Source organism: Chryseobacterium paludis, from assembly GCF_025403485.1.
Lineage (GTDB): Bacteria > Bacteroidota > Bacteroidia > Flavobacteriales > Weeksellaceae > Chryseobacterium > Chryseobacterium paludis.
On the sequence record NZ_CP099966.1, the window covers coordinates 2888303 to 2903630 of the forward strand.

The window sequence follows — 15328 nt, forward strand, 5'->3', positions numbered from 1 at the left end:
TTTTTAGCATAACCTTTTCCCTAACCTAAGTCTAAAATCCCTATCTTTGAAGTAAATGAAATGAATTAATGCCTGATTTTTTACATCCAGATAAAGAAAACTTTTCCCATGAAGAGCTCATGCAGGAAGAACAAATTCGTCCCCAGAGTTTTAAGGATTTTGCAGGGCAGAGAAAGACGTTAGAAAATCTTGAAGTTTTTGTTACTGCAGCTAAAAAGCGAGGCGGAGCTCTCGACCATGTTCTTCTTCATGGCCCACCGGGTCTAGGTAAAACAACTTTAGCAAATATTATTGCCAATGAATTGGGTGTAGGCTGTAAAATAACCTCCGGTCCTGTTTTGGATAAACCAGGAAGCCTGGCAGGTCTTTTAACTAATCTCGAGGAAAATGATGTTTTATTTATTGATGAGATACACCGTTTATCCCCCGTAGTAGAAGAATATCTGTATTCGGCAATGGAAGATTACAAGATCGATATTATGCTGGAAACCGGGCCTAATGCAAGAAGTGTCCAGATTGGATTGAACCCTTTTACATTAGTAGGCGCAACAACCAGAAGTGGAATGCTTACCAAACCGATGTTAGCAAGATTCGGTATTCAAAGTAGGCTGGAATATTATACGATAGAGCTACTATCAACTATTATCATAAGAAGTTCCAGAGTTTTGGGAGTAAAGATATATGAAGATGCAGCTATTGAAATTGCAAGAAGAAGCCGGGGAACACCCCGAATTGCCAATGCACTATTGCGCAGGGTACGTGATTTTGCAGAAATAAAAGGAAACGGTGAGATTGAAATTAATATTACAAAATATGCGTTGAATTCTCTCAATGTAGATGAATTTGGGTTGGATGAAATGGATAATAAGATCATGCGTGTTATGATTGAAAATTTCAAAGGAAAACCCGTGGGTATTTCAGCACTGGCAACTTCAATTGCTGAAAACCCTGAAACTTTAGAAGAGGTTTATGAACCTTTTTTAATTCAGGAAGGCTTTATTATCCGTACTCCAAGAGGGAGAGAAGTAACGGAAAAAGCTTATAAACATTTACATATTCCAATACCAAGAAATCCAGGAGAGTTATTTTAAAAATTATGTTTATCCCAAAAATATACAGAAGTGAAGATTATAATGTAATGCGAGAGATCATTAAAGAGAATGCTTTCGCCTTGCTTATTTCTTCGGTCGATAAGATAAGAGCAACGCATTCAATGATGATGCTCAATGAAGATGATCCTGAGCATATTTATGTAGAAACTCATATTTCGAGAGCAAACCCTCAGGCCAGAACCCTTAAGGATGGAGATGAAGTAGTATGTGATTTTTTAGGAGCTCACACTTATATTTCCAGCAGCTGGTATGATCACATGAATGTTTCAACCTGGAATTATGAAGCGGTACAGATCCACGGAAAAGTTGAGTTGATGAATGAGGAAGAACTTTATAAGCATTTAGACAAATTAACCAGCAAATACGAAAATTTTCAGCAATGCCCTGTATTGGTAAAGGATATGGGTAAGGAGTTTGTTGAAAAGGAAATGAAAGGAGCCTTCGGAATAAAGGTAATCGCAACAGAAATATTTATCAAACAAAAGCTTTCTCAAAATAGAAAGGAAGGAGATTATCAAAATATTATTTCCCACCTTGAGAATTCTGACGATCAGGCAAAAAAGATTGCTGAAAAAATGAAATTAAATAAAAAGTAAATACATTATAAAAACATAATATTATATGAAGCTATATCCAATACAATGTGGAAAATTTAAGCTGGACGGCGGCGCAATGTTCGGAGTCGTCCCAAAGAGTTTGTGGGAAAGAACAAATCCTGCAGACGAAAAAAATCTGATAGAACTAGGAACACGCTCATTACTTATTGAGGATGGCAAGAAGCTGATTTTAGTGGATTGTGGTCTGGGAAATAAACAGGACGAAAAATTTTTCGGACATTATTCTCTTTGGGGAGATGATAATTTAGATAAAAACTTAAAAAAGTATGGCTTCATAAAAGAAGATATTACTGATGTTTTCTTGACGCATTTACATTTTGACCATTGCGGTGGTGCTATTGAATGGAATGATGATAAAACAGGTTATAGACCAGCTTTTAAAAACGCTCAGTTCTGGACCAATGAAAACCATTGGAAATGGGCTACTGAACCCAATCCAAGAGAGAAAGCAAGCTTTTTAAAAGAAAATATTCTCCCTATACAGGAAAGTGGTCAGTTGAACTTTTTACCACTTCCAACTACAGGAAACTACGGTTTTGCTCCTGATTTGAAAATGGATGTAATTTTTGTAGATGGACATACGGAAAAACAAATGCTTCCGGTGATCCAGTATCAGGAAAAAACAATCGTATTTGCTGCAGATCTTATTCCTACAGCAGGGCATATCAACCAGGTTTATGTAATGGGATATGACACAAGACCTCTTTTAACGATGGAGGAAAAAGGAAAGTTTTTAAAGCAATGTGTAGATAATGAATATCTATTGTTTTTTGAACATGATGCACATAATGAGTTGGCAAGTCTGAAGATGACGGATAAAGGAGTAAGACTTGATGAAATTCACAGTTTTAATGACGTTTTCGGATATTAATTTGAACTATGGAAGAATTGTATTCAGAAACAAAAAAAGCAGAACCAGAACCAGCACCCAAGATCATTGGATTAACAGGAGGAATAGGTTCAGGTAAAACTACGGTTGCCCAGTTTATTGAAGAATGTGGATTCCCGGTTTATTATTCTGACGACAGAGCAAAAACTATCGTCAATGACAATGAAGATCTTAAGGATAAAATTAAAGAGCTTTTAGGGGATCAATCTTATGATATAAATGGCTTTTATGATCGGAAATTTGTGGCGGGAAAAGTATTTAATGATACCGATCTTTTGCATAAATTAAATGAAATCATACACCCTGCTGTCCGAATTGATTTTGAAGAATGGGTGAAAAGACAGTCTAAATATTTAGTTTTTAAAGAGACCGCTTTATTATTTGAATTAAAGCTTAATTTGCAATGTTACAAATCTCTTTTGGTAACAGCACAGGACAATATAAGGATAAAGAGGGTGATGGATAGAGATAACAAAACTTATCGTGAAGTACAAGCAATTATGGAACGCCAGATGCCTGAAAAAGATAAAATAAGAATCGCAGACTACATCATCTATAATGATACTAATTTAGAAGATTTAAAGGAGCAGACAGAGCGTATTATCTTTGAAATAGAATAAACAAAAAAGCGTTAGATGTTATTTTCTAACGCTTTTTTTATATAAAGATTAAAAAAATAAGCTCTCATTTCTGAGAGCTCATTTTTTATTTAATAGTGATTATTTACTATTCTTTGATAAATTTCTTCTGAGCTGTACCTTGAACATCTTCGATGTCTATTACATATACTCCATTTATCAATCTGCTTACGTCAATCTTATTATTCAGGATAACTCCACTAATAACAAGTTGCCCTGCAGCATTGTATAGTTTATAATTAGCTTTCTTGCTAATATTTTTCACATACAATACTGAACTTACTGGGTTAGGATAGATCAGAATTTCCGTTTGATTAACAGGGTTTGGTACTGTTTGTTTAGAAATTCTTACTGTATAATCCTCAACTTCTCCATTTGCAAAACTCACACAATTTACAGGGATACCATCTTTTTGCATTGCAACTCTCATAACAACATATTTGTAATCTGTCATACTGATGAATGCATCTGCCGGTACACTGAATGTTCCTTTCACAGGAGTGGTTGTATTAGGTCCAGAAACAAGAATTCTTTCATTAAGATCAAAAGTTCCGCTTCTGTCGAAATCTATCCATACTGCAATTCCTTCGTTATTTGTTACTCCTGACCAAGATTTAGCAATAGAAATTTCATTGCCCGTAGAACCTTGGATCAGTTCTATAAATTTCTCAGGAATACCAGTAAAGTCTGAATAATTCTGAGCGTTTGAATCATTAGACATTTGTGGTTTACCATTAGGTTTTACCGTAACGTTCGAAATGTATTCACTTATTGAACTTCCAGATGACATCTGACAATAAATTACTGTCGGAGTCGTAAAGAAATACGGAGGTGTAAATGTTCCAGGAGTACCACTACAAATGTTAGCAACCTGCATCTCATATTTCGTTAATTCTGTTAATCCTGTAAGCGTAAGGGTATTTGTTGCTACAGGAATTGTTGTCCAGCTCGGAATACCTACTTTTCTATATCTTAAGATATACGTAGCTCCCGGGAACGGATCCCAAACCACGACTGCCGTGGTAGGCGTCAGGCTAGTTATCGTTAATCCCGGAGGTGGTAATTCACAAATTCTTTCAGTAGTAAACACCTTAGGGTTTGAATATGGATTAACCGTAGTTTCACCCACACATATATTAGCTACCTGAACTTCATATGTTGTATATGGGCTTAATCCTGTTAATGGATATGAATTCCCAGGTGTTACAGGTACTGTTACATTGATCCAAGTAGTTGTTCCAACAACTCTGTATCTTAATACATAAGTTGAACTAGGAGCAATCGGCGCCCATGTTACTAACGCTGAATTCGTTGTTACGTTACTAATTGTTACTGTAGGAGGTGTAGGATCACATCTCGTAGAGAACGTTTTAATTGGCGTAAAGGTACCTGGTGTAGCTCCACAACTTGCAGCCACCTGTACTTCATATGTTGTAGCAGGTGTTAAACCTGTCAATGAAATAGGTGGATTCCCTGAAAGAGTAGATACATTCACACTTGTCCATGTAGTAGATCCCAGAGGTCTATACTGTAAAATATAAGTAAGACCATTAGTTACTCCTGACCAGTTGACAACAACTGAAGTATGTGTGATTGTATTGAATGCCAAGTTCGTTGGCGTACCAGTCGCACATGGTCTAATTCTTACGGCATAATCTTCCACCTCACCGTTCGCAGCAACCTGACACATTACAGGAGCACTACTACGTTTCAGTACTACTCTCATTGTGGTTGTCAAAGGTCCGCTATATGCAGTAGATGGTACATTGAATAATGCATTAACAGTATTCGTTGTATTGGCAGGTATTGCCATAATCTGCTCTGCTGCTTCGAAAACTCCATTTCTGTTAAAGTCTATCCAGGCGCTTACGGCATCGTTGTTCGTTGCTCCTGTCCATCCTTTTGTAACAGCAATTTTATTTCCTGTAGAACCAAGTTCTAAGTTAATAAGCGTAGCAGGTGTTGTATAACTGATATAGTTCGTTTGAACTGAAGTGTTACTCATAGGAGTAATACCTGGATTTACTGAAGTAACCGTTACATTAGAAATATGATCATTAGTTCCTGTTCCGGTCATATTACAATAGCTAATAGCCGTTGTAGTAAATGGAATTGAAGCTGAGAAAGCCCCTAAAGTTCCACTACACCTTGTTGCCACCTGTACCTGATATGCTGTAAGTTCAGTAAGTCCGGTAATAGTGTAACTGTTTCCAGGCGCAAGAACAGGATCGATAACATTCCATGTTCCGGTAGCTCCCAGCCTCCATCTTAATACATAAGTAGCTCCGGTAGATGCTAGCCAGGAAACATTTGCTGTAGTTGCTGTAATATTAGATACTGTAATGTTACTTGGAGGTGCAGTTGTACATGGCTGCATATCTACAAATTTAACAGCATAATCTTCAACTTCTCCGTTACTTGTGAAGTTTTGACATGCACTGTCAATCGTATTATAATAAACCACAACACGCATTTTAACTTTATTTCCTCCTGTATATGCATTAGCAGGAACAGTGAAAGTAGCTGTTACCGGTGTTGTACTGGAGTAACCAAGATTCATTACTCTTTCTGTCGCATTATCAAAAATACCATCTCCATTATAATCAATCCATACAGATGAAGCATATGTACCTGATAAGATGGTTCTTCCAATTGAAATATTATTTCCTGTAGAGCCACGAACAAATGTAGTAAGTTTAGCAGGATCGTTAGAATAATCTGTGTATGTAGTAGGTCCTGAATTATTAATCATTTGAATCGAGTTGGTTGGAGTAACTGTTACGCTACTGATGTAACCGTCAGTTACTGTTGCCGTCCCCGCATTACAATAATTAATTGCTAACGTTGTAAAGTTCATAGACGCTGACCAAGCTCCCTGAGTACCACCACAAATCGTAGCTACCTGTACTTCGTAAGGTGTAGCAGCATTTAAGTTACCAATAACATAGCTATATCCAGGTGCAGGAACAGGGTTAACTGTTGTCCATGCAGCAGATGCTGTAGCTTTGTATCTCAATGCATAGGTAGCACCAGTACTGCTTAACCAAGAAACTACCGCTGTAGATGCTGTAACACTACTTACTGTAATTGGTGCAGGTGGAGCTGTAGAACATGGCTGCATATCTACGATCTTAACAGCATAATCTTCAATTTCACCATTTGTAATATTTACACAAGGATCATTGATCGAAGCTGAAGAAATAATTACTCTCATTCTAAGAGTAAGTGGTCCATTGTACGATGTCATTGGAACCGTAAATGTTGCAGCGATAGGTGTTGTAGCACTAGTTGTTGTGTTTATTACTTTTTCACCTGCTTCAAATATTCCGTTTCTGTTAAAATCAATCCAAGCTCCAACCGCTAAATAAGGAGGGAATGAGCTTGGTATAAGCCAAGATTTACCAACTGAAATACTATTATTCACAGATCCACGTACCAATGTTACCAATTTGTCAGGATCAGGTGAATAGTTTGTGTAAGAGTTTGCCCCAGTGTCATTATTCATAACATATGAATTCGTTGGAGTTACCTTAACATTTGAAATATATCCGTTCGTACTATTACCTGTAACCGTACAATAGTTGACAGCTGGTGTACTGAACTGAACAGGAGCTGTAAAGGTTCCGGTTGTTCCGGAACAAACATAAGCTACACGAACCTCATACTGAGAAGATTCAGTTAAACCAGTAATAGTATATGCATTAGTTGTCAGAGGAACAGGTATCCAGGTTGTTGAACCTAAAGCTCTGTATTCTAATATATAAGTTGCTCCCACTGCCGGATCCCACATAACAAATGCCGATGTAGCAGTAATGTTAGTCACACTAAGGTTCAACGGAGCATTACTTGTACAAGGTATAGGCTGAATTAATTTTACTGCATAATCTTCAACCTCACCATCACCAAAGTTTTGGCACATTACAGGAGAAGTATTGTATCGCATTGCGACTCTCATTCTTGTTGTTGATGGACCATTGTATGCTGTTGCAGGTACGTTGAAAACAGCACTAACAGGAGTCGTAGTATTAGAAGGAGAGTTCATCACCTGCTCTGCCGGATCAAAAATGCCATTCCTATCAAAATCTATCCAAACACCTACTGCTTCAGAATAGGTAAATCCTCCAGGATAAAATTTTGTAACAGAAACAGTATTACCTGTAGAACCAATCACAAGATTCACTAAAGTACTTGGATTGGTGCTGTAATCTGTATACGTACTTCCTGCGGAGTTATTACTCATAGGAGCCGCTCCAATTGGCGTTACTGTAACATTGGAAATATACTCACTACCGAAGTTACTTGATTGCATCTGACAATAATTCAAACCAGGAGTAGTGAAATTAACAGACGCAGAGAAGGCTCCCTGTGTTCCTGAGCAGACATTTGCTACCTGTACTTCATATTGAATTCCGTCAGTTAACCCTGTTAATACAATAGAGTTAGTAGTTGCTGGTAAAGAAATCCAAGTTGTACTTCCTACCGGACGATATTGAACAACATATGTTGCTCCAGCAGAAGCAGCCCAAGAAACAGTGGCTTGTGTCTGAGTGATCGCTGAAACGGTAACTCCTGTTGTAGGAGCTCCGGTACAAGCTGCTAAACTTGCAACTGTTGCGCTACCAATCGCATAAAATACATTACCGATAGCACTCACTCTGATTTTAACAGTAGAGCCTAATGTTAGAGCTCCAAAGGTTAAACTTTCACTTCCATCATTAGCTGTAGACGCTGACAAAACAGTCCATGTAAGACCATTATCAGTTGTGTAGTCTATTTTAACATTAGCAACACTATAAGGAGCTGCTGTCGTATTTACAACATCCCAGGCTACTGTAGTAGGCCCGTTATTATAAGCTGTTGTAGTTGTAACTTTAAAAGGTCCGTTATTACCTACAATAATCGTTTGTTCTGCAAACTGTGTTTGCTGTTGATTTGCAATAGGGCTATTATCTCTAACAGTTACAGAGAATTTACTGTTTCTAGCTATTGTAGAAACTGATTCCCAACCATTGTTAGAGTTATTAAGAACCCCAGCTAATACTGAAGATAATTTAGGGAAATATCTTGTAGGACTTGTAGTTGGTTCCACAGATCTGAATGATGCACCACTAGTGGTTAGTCCTAAGTTATTTTTATTAATTATAACGGTAGCGTTATCTACCTCTTCCCACGTATAAGTCATTGGGTCATTCTCCGGATCAGTTGCAGATGCCGTCAATACGAACGCTGTTCCTTTAGGAATATTATACGTAGGTAAAGCAGCAATTACAGGTGGATTGTTGGCAACCGGAGTTTCAACATCACATGTTTTACTGATTAAATTTGCCTGTACCTGTTTAATACTGGCAATATGAAAATAATCATCTGAATGTGGCTGAACATCAGTATTTGGACCGGTAATCCCGGCATATCCCATAATAGTAGATCCAGAACCTGGTTCCATGTTTACACCACTTCCTTCAAGACCGTGAGAGAAAGTGTGATTACCTCCTAACTGATGTCCCATTTCATGAGCAACGTAGTCGATATCGAAATTATCACCTTGCGGAATTCCATCTGCAGGAGAGGTAAATCCAGAACCTTTACCTTTAGGAACTCCAGTTGTAGGATCTACGCAAACGCAACCTATACAGCCTGCATTACCTCCACCTCCTGAAGCACCAAATAAATGCCCAATATCATAATTGGCATTTCCTACATTAGCAGTTAATGTATTTTGCAATTCCAAATTCCAAGCCCCACCAACTCCAGGACCAGCAGCAGAATAAGGATCTGTCGCTGCATTGGTATAAATTACCCCAGGAAAATTCTGTAAATTTAAGTGTAAAGCAAAATCTTTTTCAAATACCCCATTTACTCTGGTTAGGGTTGCATTAATAGCAATTAATGCTCCCGCCACTGTTCCGCCATGAAACTGGGTGTACTCTCCAGTAACAGACATTGCCAATCTCATTGTTCTATACTTCTTATCAGAAGATTTAGAAAAATTGGTGGTCTGATTCGTAAATGCAGATCCCTTTTCGTAAAGTTTATTGATCTCTTGTTTAGACAAAAGGCTTTCATTCATAGAACATAAAAACCCTTCATTACTTTTATCAGTTTTAGGATGCACACCATAAACTGTCTTTTCTCTATTCAACGGTTCTATAAATTCGGACTTTCCATTTTTGACAATCATTGACTGAAAGTCATCAGGGGCTAAACTAAATCTTAGGTACTTGCCCGGATCATCGATTCCGACCCCTACATAAGATCCTAATTGATATTCATCTGCCAGTTCTTTTACAACAACCGGAAAGCTGTAAACGGCAAATTTTTCAATTTTCCCATCCATGGTTGGCAATGAAATAGTAACAGGCTTTGCATTTCTGCCTGTTTCCTGTGCTTTTGCCAATTGGGATTTTAATAAGGGAATGTCTAAAGAGTAATAGTTCCTGATTTCAGAACTTCCTCTGATTTTTTCCCCTCTGAATGATGTAGGACTCCATTGTGCACTGGTGACGACAAACAAACAGAGAAAGAAGAAAGAAGTAAAAATTTTCTTCATAAGTTTCTCAATATATTATATTAATTATACAAATCTAATCATTTTTTATTATTAATTTACACGTACAATCATTTTTTTCATACAAATTCCACAATAATATAATTTATCATTTCAAAATAAAAAAATCCCCAGGAATACCTGAGGATTTCATATTTATAAAAAAATTTTATTATTTTTTTTATTACTTTTTAATGAATTTAGATGTGAATAAATCTTTTCCTTTTTCATCAATTGTAATTACGTACCCACCTTTTACCAAAGTAGAAACATTAATTTTTCCACCATTTATATTTCCACTGCTTACTAATTGGCCAGTAACACTGTAAATTTTGTAAGTAGCTTTATCAGAAACCTTAGTAACGTTTAATACATCACTTGTAGGGTTAGGATAGATACTAAAGCTATCTTTAATTACTTCGTTAGTTGCTAAATTATTAGGCGAAATTACAACGTTATAATCTTCTACTTCTCCATACTGGAAGTTCACTCCACACAAATAGTCTGAAGGTAATGTTGCACCTGCATTTTGGTCTCCAACATAGAATACAACAACTCTCATTCTTAAAGGCTGTCCTTCTACAGCATTAGCAGGAACCATAAATGATCCTGTTATCGGAGCAGCTGTCGGAACTGCAACAGGAAAGTTCAGAACTCTTTCTGAATCTTCAAAAACACCATTTTTATTGAAATCAATAAAAATAGCTGCAGCATCATAATCTGGAACATCAGGATTACCAATTGTAAGTGAAATAGGGTAAGTAGTTCCTTTTGTTAAATTAACCTGAAGAGCTGTATTCGTTGTATAGTTCGTATAAGTACTTGCTCCTGAAGTATTATTCAAATTGGCAACTGTTACATTTGCAATATTCTCATAGCTTGTACTAGAAGTACTCGCAGTACAATAAGCAAGGACTAGTGTTGTAAAATTAACTGATGCAGAGTAAGTTCCAACTGTAGTTCCACAAACTAAAGCAACCTGTACCTCATATGCTGTACCGTCTGTTAAATTGCTCAAGTTAACTGAAGGAACATTTGTATCAATCTCAGTCCATACGCTTGCACTTGTTTTTTTATAACGTACTTTATAAGTAGCACCGGTATAAGACATCCAAGATACACTCGCTGAAGAACTGCTGATGTTACTTACCACCACATTTGTTGGTGCAGCACTGCTACATGCAGCAAGTGGACCTAATGTAACACTACCAATAGCATAAAATACATTTCCAATTGATGAAACTCTTACCTTAATAATCTGCCCGTTCATAGAAGATGGAAAGGTAAAGTTTTCAGAACCGTCATTCGGAGTTGAAGCAGCTAGTACAGTCCATGTAGTCCCATTATCTGCTGTATAATCAATCTTCACATTCGCAACACTATAAGGTGCAGCAGTAGTATTAGCTACAATCCATTGAATTGGAGTCGGTGTATTAATATCAGCATATTGACTCGCTAATCTAAAAGGTCCGTTATCTCCAACGATGATCGTCTGAATTTTACTCTGTGACTGTTGTTGAGCTATATTTGAATTATTATCCCTTACAGTTACTTCAAATTTTGTAGTTCTTGCAACGGTAGATACCGCTTCCCAAGTATTGTTTGCGTTATTCAAGACTCCATTCAATACAGATGAGAGTTTAGGGAAATATCTAGTAGGACTTGTCGTTGGTGAAATCGATCTGAATGAAGCTCCAGAACTGGTATTCCCTAAGTTATTCTTATTAATTGAAAGTGATGCATCATCAACCTCCTCCCAAATATATGTCATTGGATCACTTTCCGGATCTGTAGCAGAAGCCGTTAGTACGAAAGCCGTTCCTTTTGGAATATTATACGTTGGTAAGGCTGCAATCACTGGAGGGTTATTTGTAATTGACGTTTCTACATCACAAGTCTTATCAATCAAATTCTCTTGAATCTGGCCAATACTTGCTGTATGGAAATAAGGATCAGAATGAGCCTGAACATCTGTATTTGGCCCTGTGATACCAGCATATCCCATAATCGTAGACCCAGAACCAGGTTCCATATTTACACCACTTCCTTCTATATTATGCGAAAAAGTGTGATTTCCACCTAACTGATGTCCCATTTCGTGAGCAACATAGTCAATATCGAAGCTATCTCCTTGTGGAATTCCATTTGCCGGAGAAGTAAATCCAGAACCTTTACCTTCAGGTACAGCTGTTGTAGGATTAACACAAACACATCCGATACATCCGGCATTACCTCCACCTCCTGAAGCACCAAATAAATGCCCAATATCATAGTTGGCATTTCCCACATTGGCAGTAAGTGTATTTTGCAATTCAAGATTCCAAGCCCCACCAACTCCAGGACCAGCAGCAGAATAAGGATCTGTCGCTGCATTGGTATAAATTACTCCCGGAAAGTCTTGTAAGTTTAAGTGCAATGCAAAATCTTTTTCAAAAACTCCGTTTACTCTGCTTAATGTAGCATTAATAGCTGTTAAAGCTCCAGCTACGGTACCTCCATGAAACTGAGTATACTCTCCTGTCACAGACATTGCCAATCTCATTGTTCTATATTTTTTATCAGAACTTTTGGCAAAATTTGTTGGCTGATTTGAAAAAGATTGCCCATTTTTCAATAAGTCTTCAATCTGTTTTTTAGCAGCCGGACTTTCTTCTGTTGAACATAAAAATCCACTTTCGTTTTTACTTGTTTTAGGATGCACTCCATAAACAGTCTTATCAGCAGAAGCTGGTTCAATAAATTCATAGTTCCCTCCATCGATGATCATCGATTGAAAATCATTAGGAGCAACACTAAATCTTAAGAATTTTGTAGGATTATCAACACTAGCTCCCACATATGATCCCAGTTGGTACTTATCTGCTATTGTTTTTACAACAACCGGAAAGCTGTATACATTGAATCTTTCAATCTTCCCATTCATAGTAGGAAGAGAAATAACAACAGGTGCAGCATTCGGTCCCATTTCCTGAGCGTTCTTTAATTGGGATCTTAATAAATCTAAGTCCAATTTATAGTATCCATTACTTCTTGTACCTGATGGATTTACTTTAAATTCCGTACCTCTTTTCTTGTTGTCTACTTTTTTAAAGGAAGTTGGCGTCCATTGGCCGAACATAGCTCCCCCTACTAAAGTACACATTAAAGTAGTAAGTAGTTTTTTCATAAATTAATCTTTTTTTTAAATTCACATTTAACAAAAATATAAAAACTTAAACAGATATTTAATATAAAATATCATAAATATAAAAATACAATCATTATATTAAACAACCTGCCATGATTAGCAATTATCATTATGTTTTTAAAAAACAATAAGACCATAAAAAAAATAGCAAGACACAGCAACAAATAGCAAAAAGACAGAATTACAAACAAATAATAGAAGTAAAAAACAACAATAATATAATCAACAAAAAGAAAGTCTTCCACTATAAAGTAGAAGACTTTCTTTTTAAGTCTAAGTTTTAATATTATTATTTCTTAATGAATTTAATGCTTTCAGAAATTGCATTATCTTTTATTGAAATAACATATGTCCCTTTTACTAAATCAGCTACTCTGATTTGATTATTAGTGATGGTACCACCTTTTACAAGCTGTCCAACAGCATTATGAATTTCAAAGCTTGCCTTATTAGAAACTTTGGTAATATTTAAAATATCATTTACTGGGTTAGGGTAAATAGCGAAGCTATTCTTAACCACTTCTTTAGTTCCCAATACCTGTACTTTTAAAGATCTACTTTGAGTAGTAGCAAAGTGAGATCCTGAAAGTAGCGTTGTTCCAGATAAAGATTTAATATTATAATATCCACCATAAGGATAGAATCCATCACCAAACTGATCATTCACAGTTAATGTATAACATTCATCTGCACTTAATGTCCAGTTAAATGATTTTAAAGCCGGAAGAGCTGGTGTTGGAGAATCCGGATAAGGGCCACCACTATATACGGTAGTTCCTGAGCTATTTTTAAGTGTCCAAGTTGTTTCAGAACCATATTGGTCTAATTGAAGATTAAACACAACATTAGCATCTGCTCTTACAACAGCTCCTAGATAATTTACAGTAATATTGCTATTTGATAATCTTTGATCAGCTACACCATTTACTGAAGTTACATTAATATTCATTTGCCCACCTAAAGTATTCGCATCCATTGGAAGTGTCAGAACTTGATATTTGTCCTGAGCCAGACTTCCTGTCCAGTTAAATACCTTTGCATTTCCATTTACAGTATAATTTATTACTGCAGAAGTCAATAGACTTGTTCCTCTATTGTAAAGAGATACTTTTACATTTTGAGCTGTAGTAGTAGCGCATGTAGCTGTCGCACATTCTCTCTCCAGTTTCACTTCGGCATCATTTGGAAATAATGCAATTGGCTGATCTGCAGTTGATGTTTTAAGCTCAAGTCTCCTAGGAGAATTATTCATTACTGCTGTAATTCTATCTTTTTGATTAATTGTAAAGATATTCATACACGTATCATTTGTATAATCCATATAGTTCTGGACCATCTCAAATACAGTAGGAACAGTACAGCTTGCTATTGCTGGATTACAAGTATAATTTGATGTATGAGCCGTTGGAGTATCAGCACAAAAATCATCCCCACAACTTGCATCACCCCAGATATGTCGCAATCCTAAGAAATGGCCAACCTCGTGAGTCATTGTTCTCCCTTTATCATATGGTGCACCAAGAAGGAAAGTATTATTAACATTATAGTCACTGCTTCCAAAAGTAGCATAGTTAGCAACTACTCCATCGGAATAAGCTTCACCTCCTGAAGGACTCAATCCTGGCAGACCTGAAGTAGATGGGAACTGAGCATATCCTAATAAAGTAGTATCAGTAAATTTTAAGCTCCACATATTCATATATTTGGTAGGATCCCAAATAGTTTCAGGTTTCACAAAGCTTTCAATATCTGCTCTACCCCATGAAGGCTGACACAAATTTACTCTATCAATACCATTAGTTGGATTTCCTTTAGGATCCACTTTTGCTAAAGCGAACTGGATCATGACATCGGCTCCCACAACATTGTTGTTAAAACCTGGAGTACCTGCCAATCTACGATAATCATTATTCATTACCGTAATTTGAGAAATTACCTGCTCATCAACAATATTAGGAGCAACCCCTAGGTTCTGGCCATTATGAACAACATGTACCACTACTGGGATCGTAATGATATTTCCGTTTTGTGATTTATTGGCTTTAGCATTTTTAACCAATGGAGCCAACCATGATTCGAATTGATCTGCAGTCATTCTTCCAGGAAATTTTGCCTGCAAGTAGTTTTCATATTCTACAGTAGAACATCTTTCAAAGCCATGTGACTGAGTAAGTTCTGCAGGAGATTTTCCTGTGAATTTCGCTTCTCTTTTTACTCCAGCATTTGTAGTCTGTGCATTTAATAATCCTGCAACAAACAATGGAAGTAAAAAAAGAAACTTTAAAGTAGTAGATTTTCTCATTCTTTATTCTTATTTTTTTATATGATTTGCAAATATATT

7 protein-coding genes are annotated in these 15328 nt (G+C 36.6%); 4 read left to right on the forward strand and 3 right to left on the reverse strand.

Going from position 1 to position 15328, the window contains the following annotated elements; genetic code table 11:
• Window positions 1–68: 68 nt before the first annotated feature.
• Genes ruvB through coaE form a run of 4 tightly spaced genes read left to right on the forward strand, consistent with a single transcriptional unit; the run spans window position 69 to window position 3238 of the window.
• Window positions 69–1091, forward strand: coding sequence for a Holliday junction branch migration DNA helicase RuvB (ruvB, locus tag NG806_RS13120; RefSeq protein WP_214827666.1), 1023 nt, complete (start codon window positions 69–71; stop codon window positions 1089–1091).
• Between the two features lie 5 nt (window positions 1092–1096).
• Complete coding sequence (locus NG806_RS13125) at window positions 1097–1708, forward strand: FMN-binding negative transcriptional regulator (RefSeq protein ID WP_261509995.1); 612 nt, start codon at window positions 1097–1099, stop codon at window positions 1706–1708.
• Window positions 1709–1733: 25 nt separating this feature from the next.
• Window positions 1734–2600, forward strand: coding sequence for an MBL fold metallo-hydrolase (locus tag NG806_RS13130; protein WP_214827653.1), 867 nt, complete (start codon window positions 1734–1736; stop codon window positions 2598–2600).
• An 8-nt stretch (window positions 2601–2608) separates the two neighbouring features.
• Complete coding sequence (gene coaE / locus NG806_RS13135) at window positions 2609–3238, forward strand: dephospho-CoA kinase (protein ID WP_214827651.1); 630 nt, start codon at window positions 2609–2611, stop codon at window positions 3236–3238.
• Window positions 3239–3344: 106 nt separating this feature from the next.
• On the opposite strand, the gene NG806_RS13140 is transcribed toward coaE, so the two are convergent.
• The 3 genes from NG806_RS13140 to NG806_RS13150 form a co-directional block, all read right to left on the reverse strand.
• The gene (locus NG806_RS13140; protein WP_261509998.1) at window positions 3345–9803 is read right to left on the reverse strand and encodes a GEVED domain-containing protein; all 6459 of its coding nucleotides are present in this window, start codon (window positions 9801–9803) and stop codon (window positions 3345–3347) included.
• Between the two features lie 181 nt (window positions 9804–9984).
• Window positions 9985–12966: a reprolysin-like metallopeptidase gene (locus NG806_RS13145; protein ID WP_261510000.1), complete on the reverse strand. Its 2982-nt coding sequence runs from the start codon at window positions 12964–12966 to the stop codon at window positions 9985–9987.
• Window positions 12967–13276: 310 nt separating this feature from the next.
• Window positions 13277–15289, reverse strand: a complete 2013-nt coding sequence (locus NG806_RS13150) for a M43 family zinc metalloprotease (protein ID WP_261510002.1) — start codon at window positions 15287–15289, stop codon at window positions 13277–13279.
• Window positions 15290–15328 lie beyond the last annotated feature (39 nt).

Excerpts from the sequence above, each read along its gene's own strand:
- ruvB (WP_214827666.1), top strand. The coding sequence starts at position 69 with ATGCCTGATTTTTTACATCCAGATAAAGAAAACTTTTCCCATGAAGAG.
- NG806_RS13125 (WP_261509995.1), top strand. The coding sequence starts at position 1,097 with ATGTTTATCCCAAAAATATACAGAAGTGAAGATTATAATGTAATGCGA.
- NG806_RS13130 (WP_214827653.1), top strand. The coding sequence starts at position 1,734 with ATGAAGCTATATCCAATACAATGTGGAAAATTTAAGCTGGACGGCGGC.
- coaE (WP_214827651.1), top strand. The coding sequence starts at position 2,609 with ATGGAAGAATTGTATTCAGAAACAAAAAAAGCAGAACCAGAACCAGCA.
- NG806_RS13140 (WP_261509998.1), bottom strand. The coding sequence starts at position 9,803 with ATGAAGAAAATTTTTACTTCTTTCTTCTTTCTCTGTTTGTTTGTCGTC.
- NG806_RS13145 (WP_261510000.1), bottom strand. The coding sequence starts at position 12,966 with ATGAAAAAACTACTTACTACTTTAATGTGTACTTTAGTAGGGGGAGCT.
- NG806_RS13150 (WP_261510002.1), bottom strand. The coding sequence starts at position 15,289 with ATGAGAAAATCTACTACTTTAAAGTTTCTTTTTTTACTTCCATTGTTT.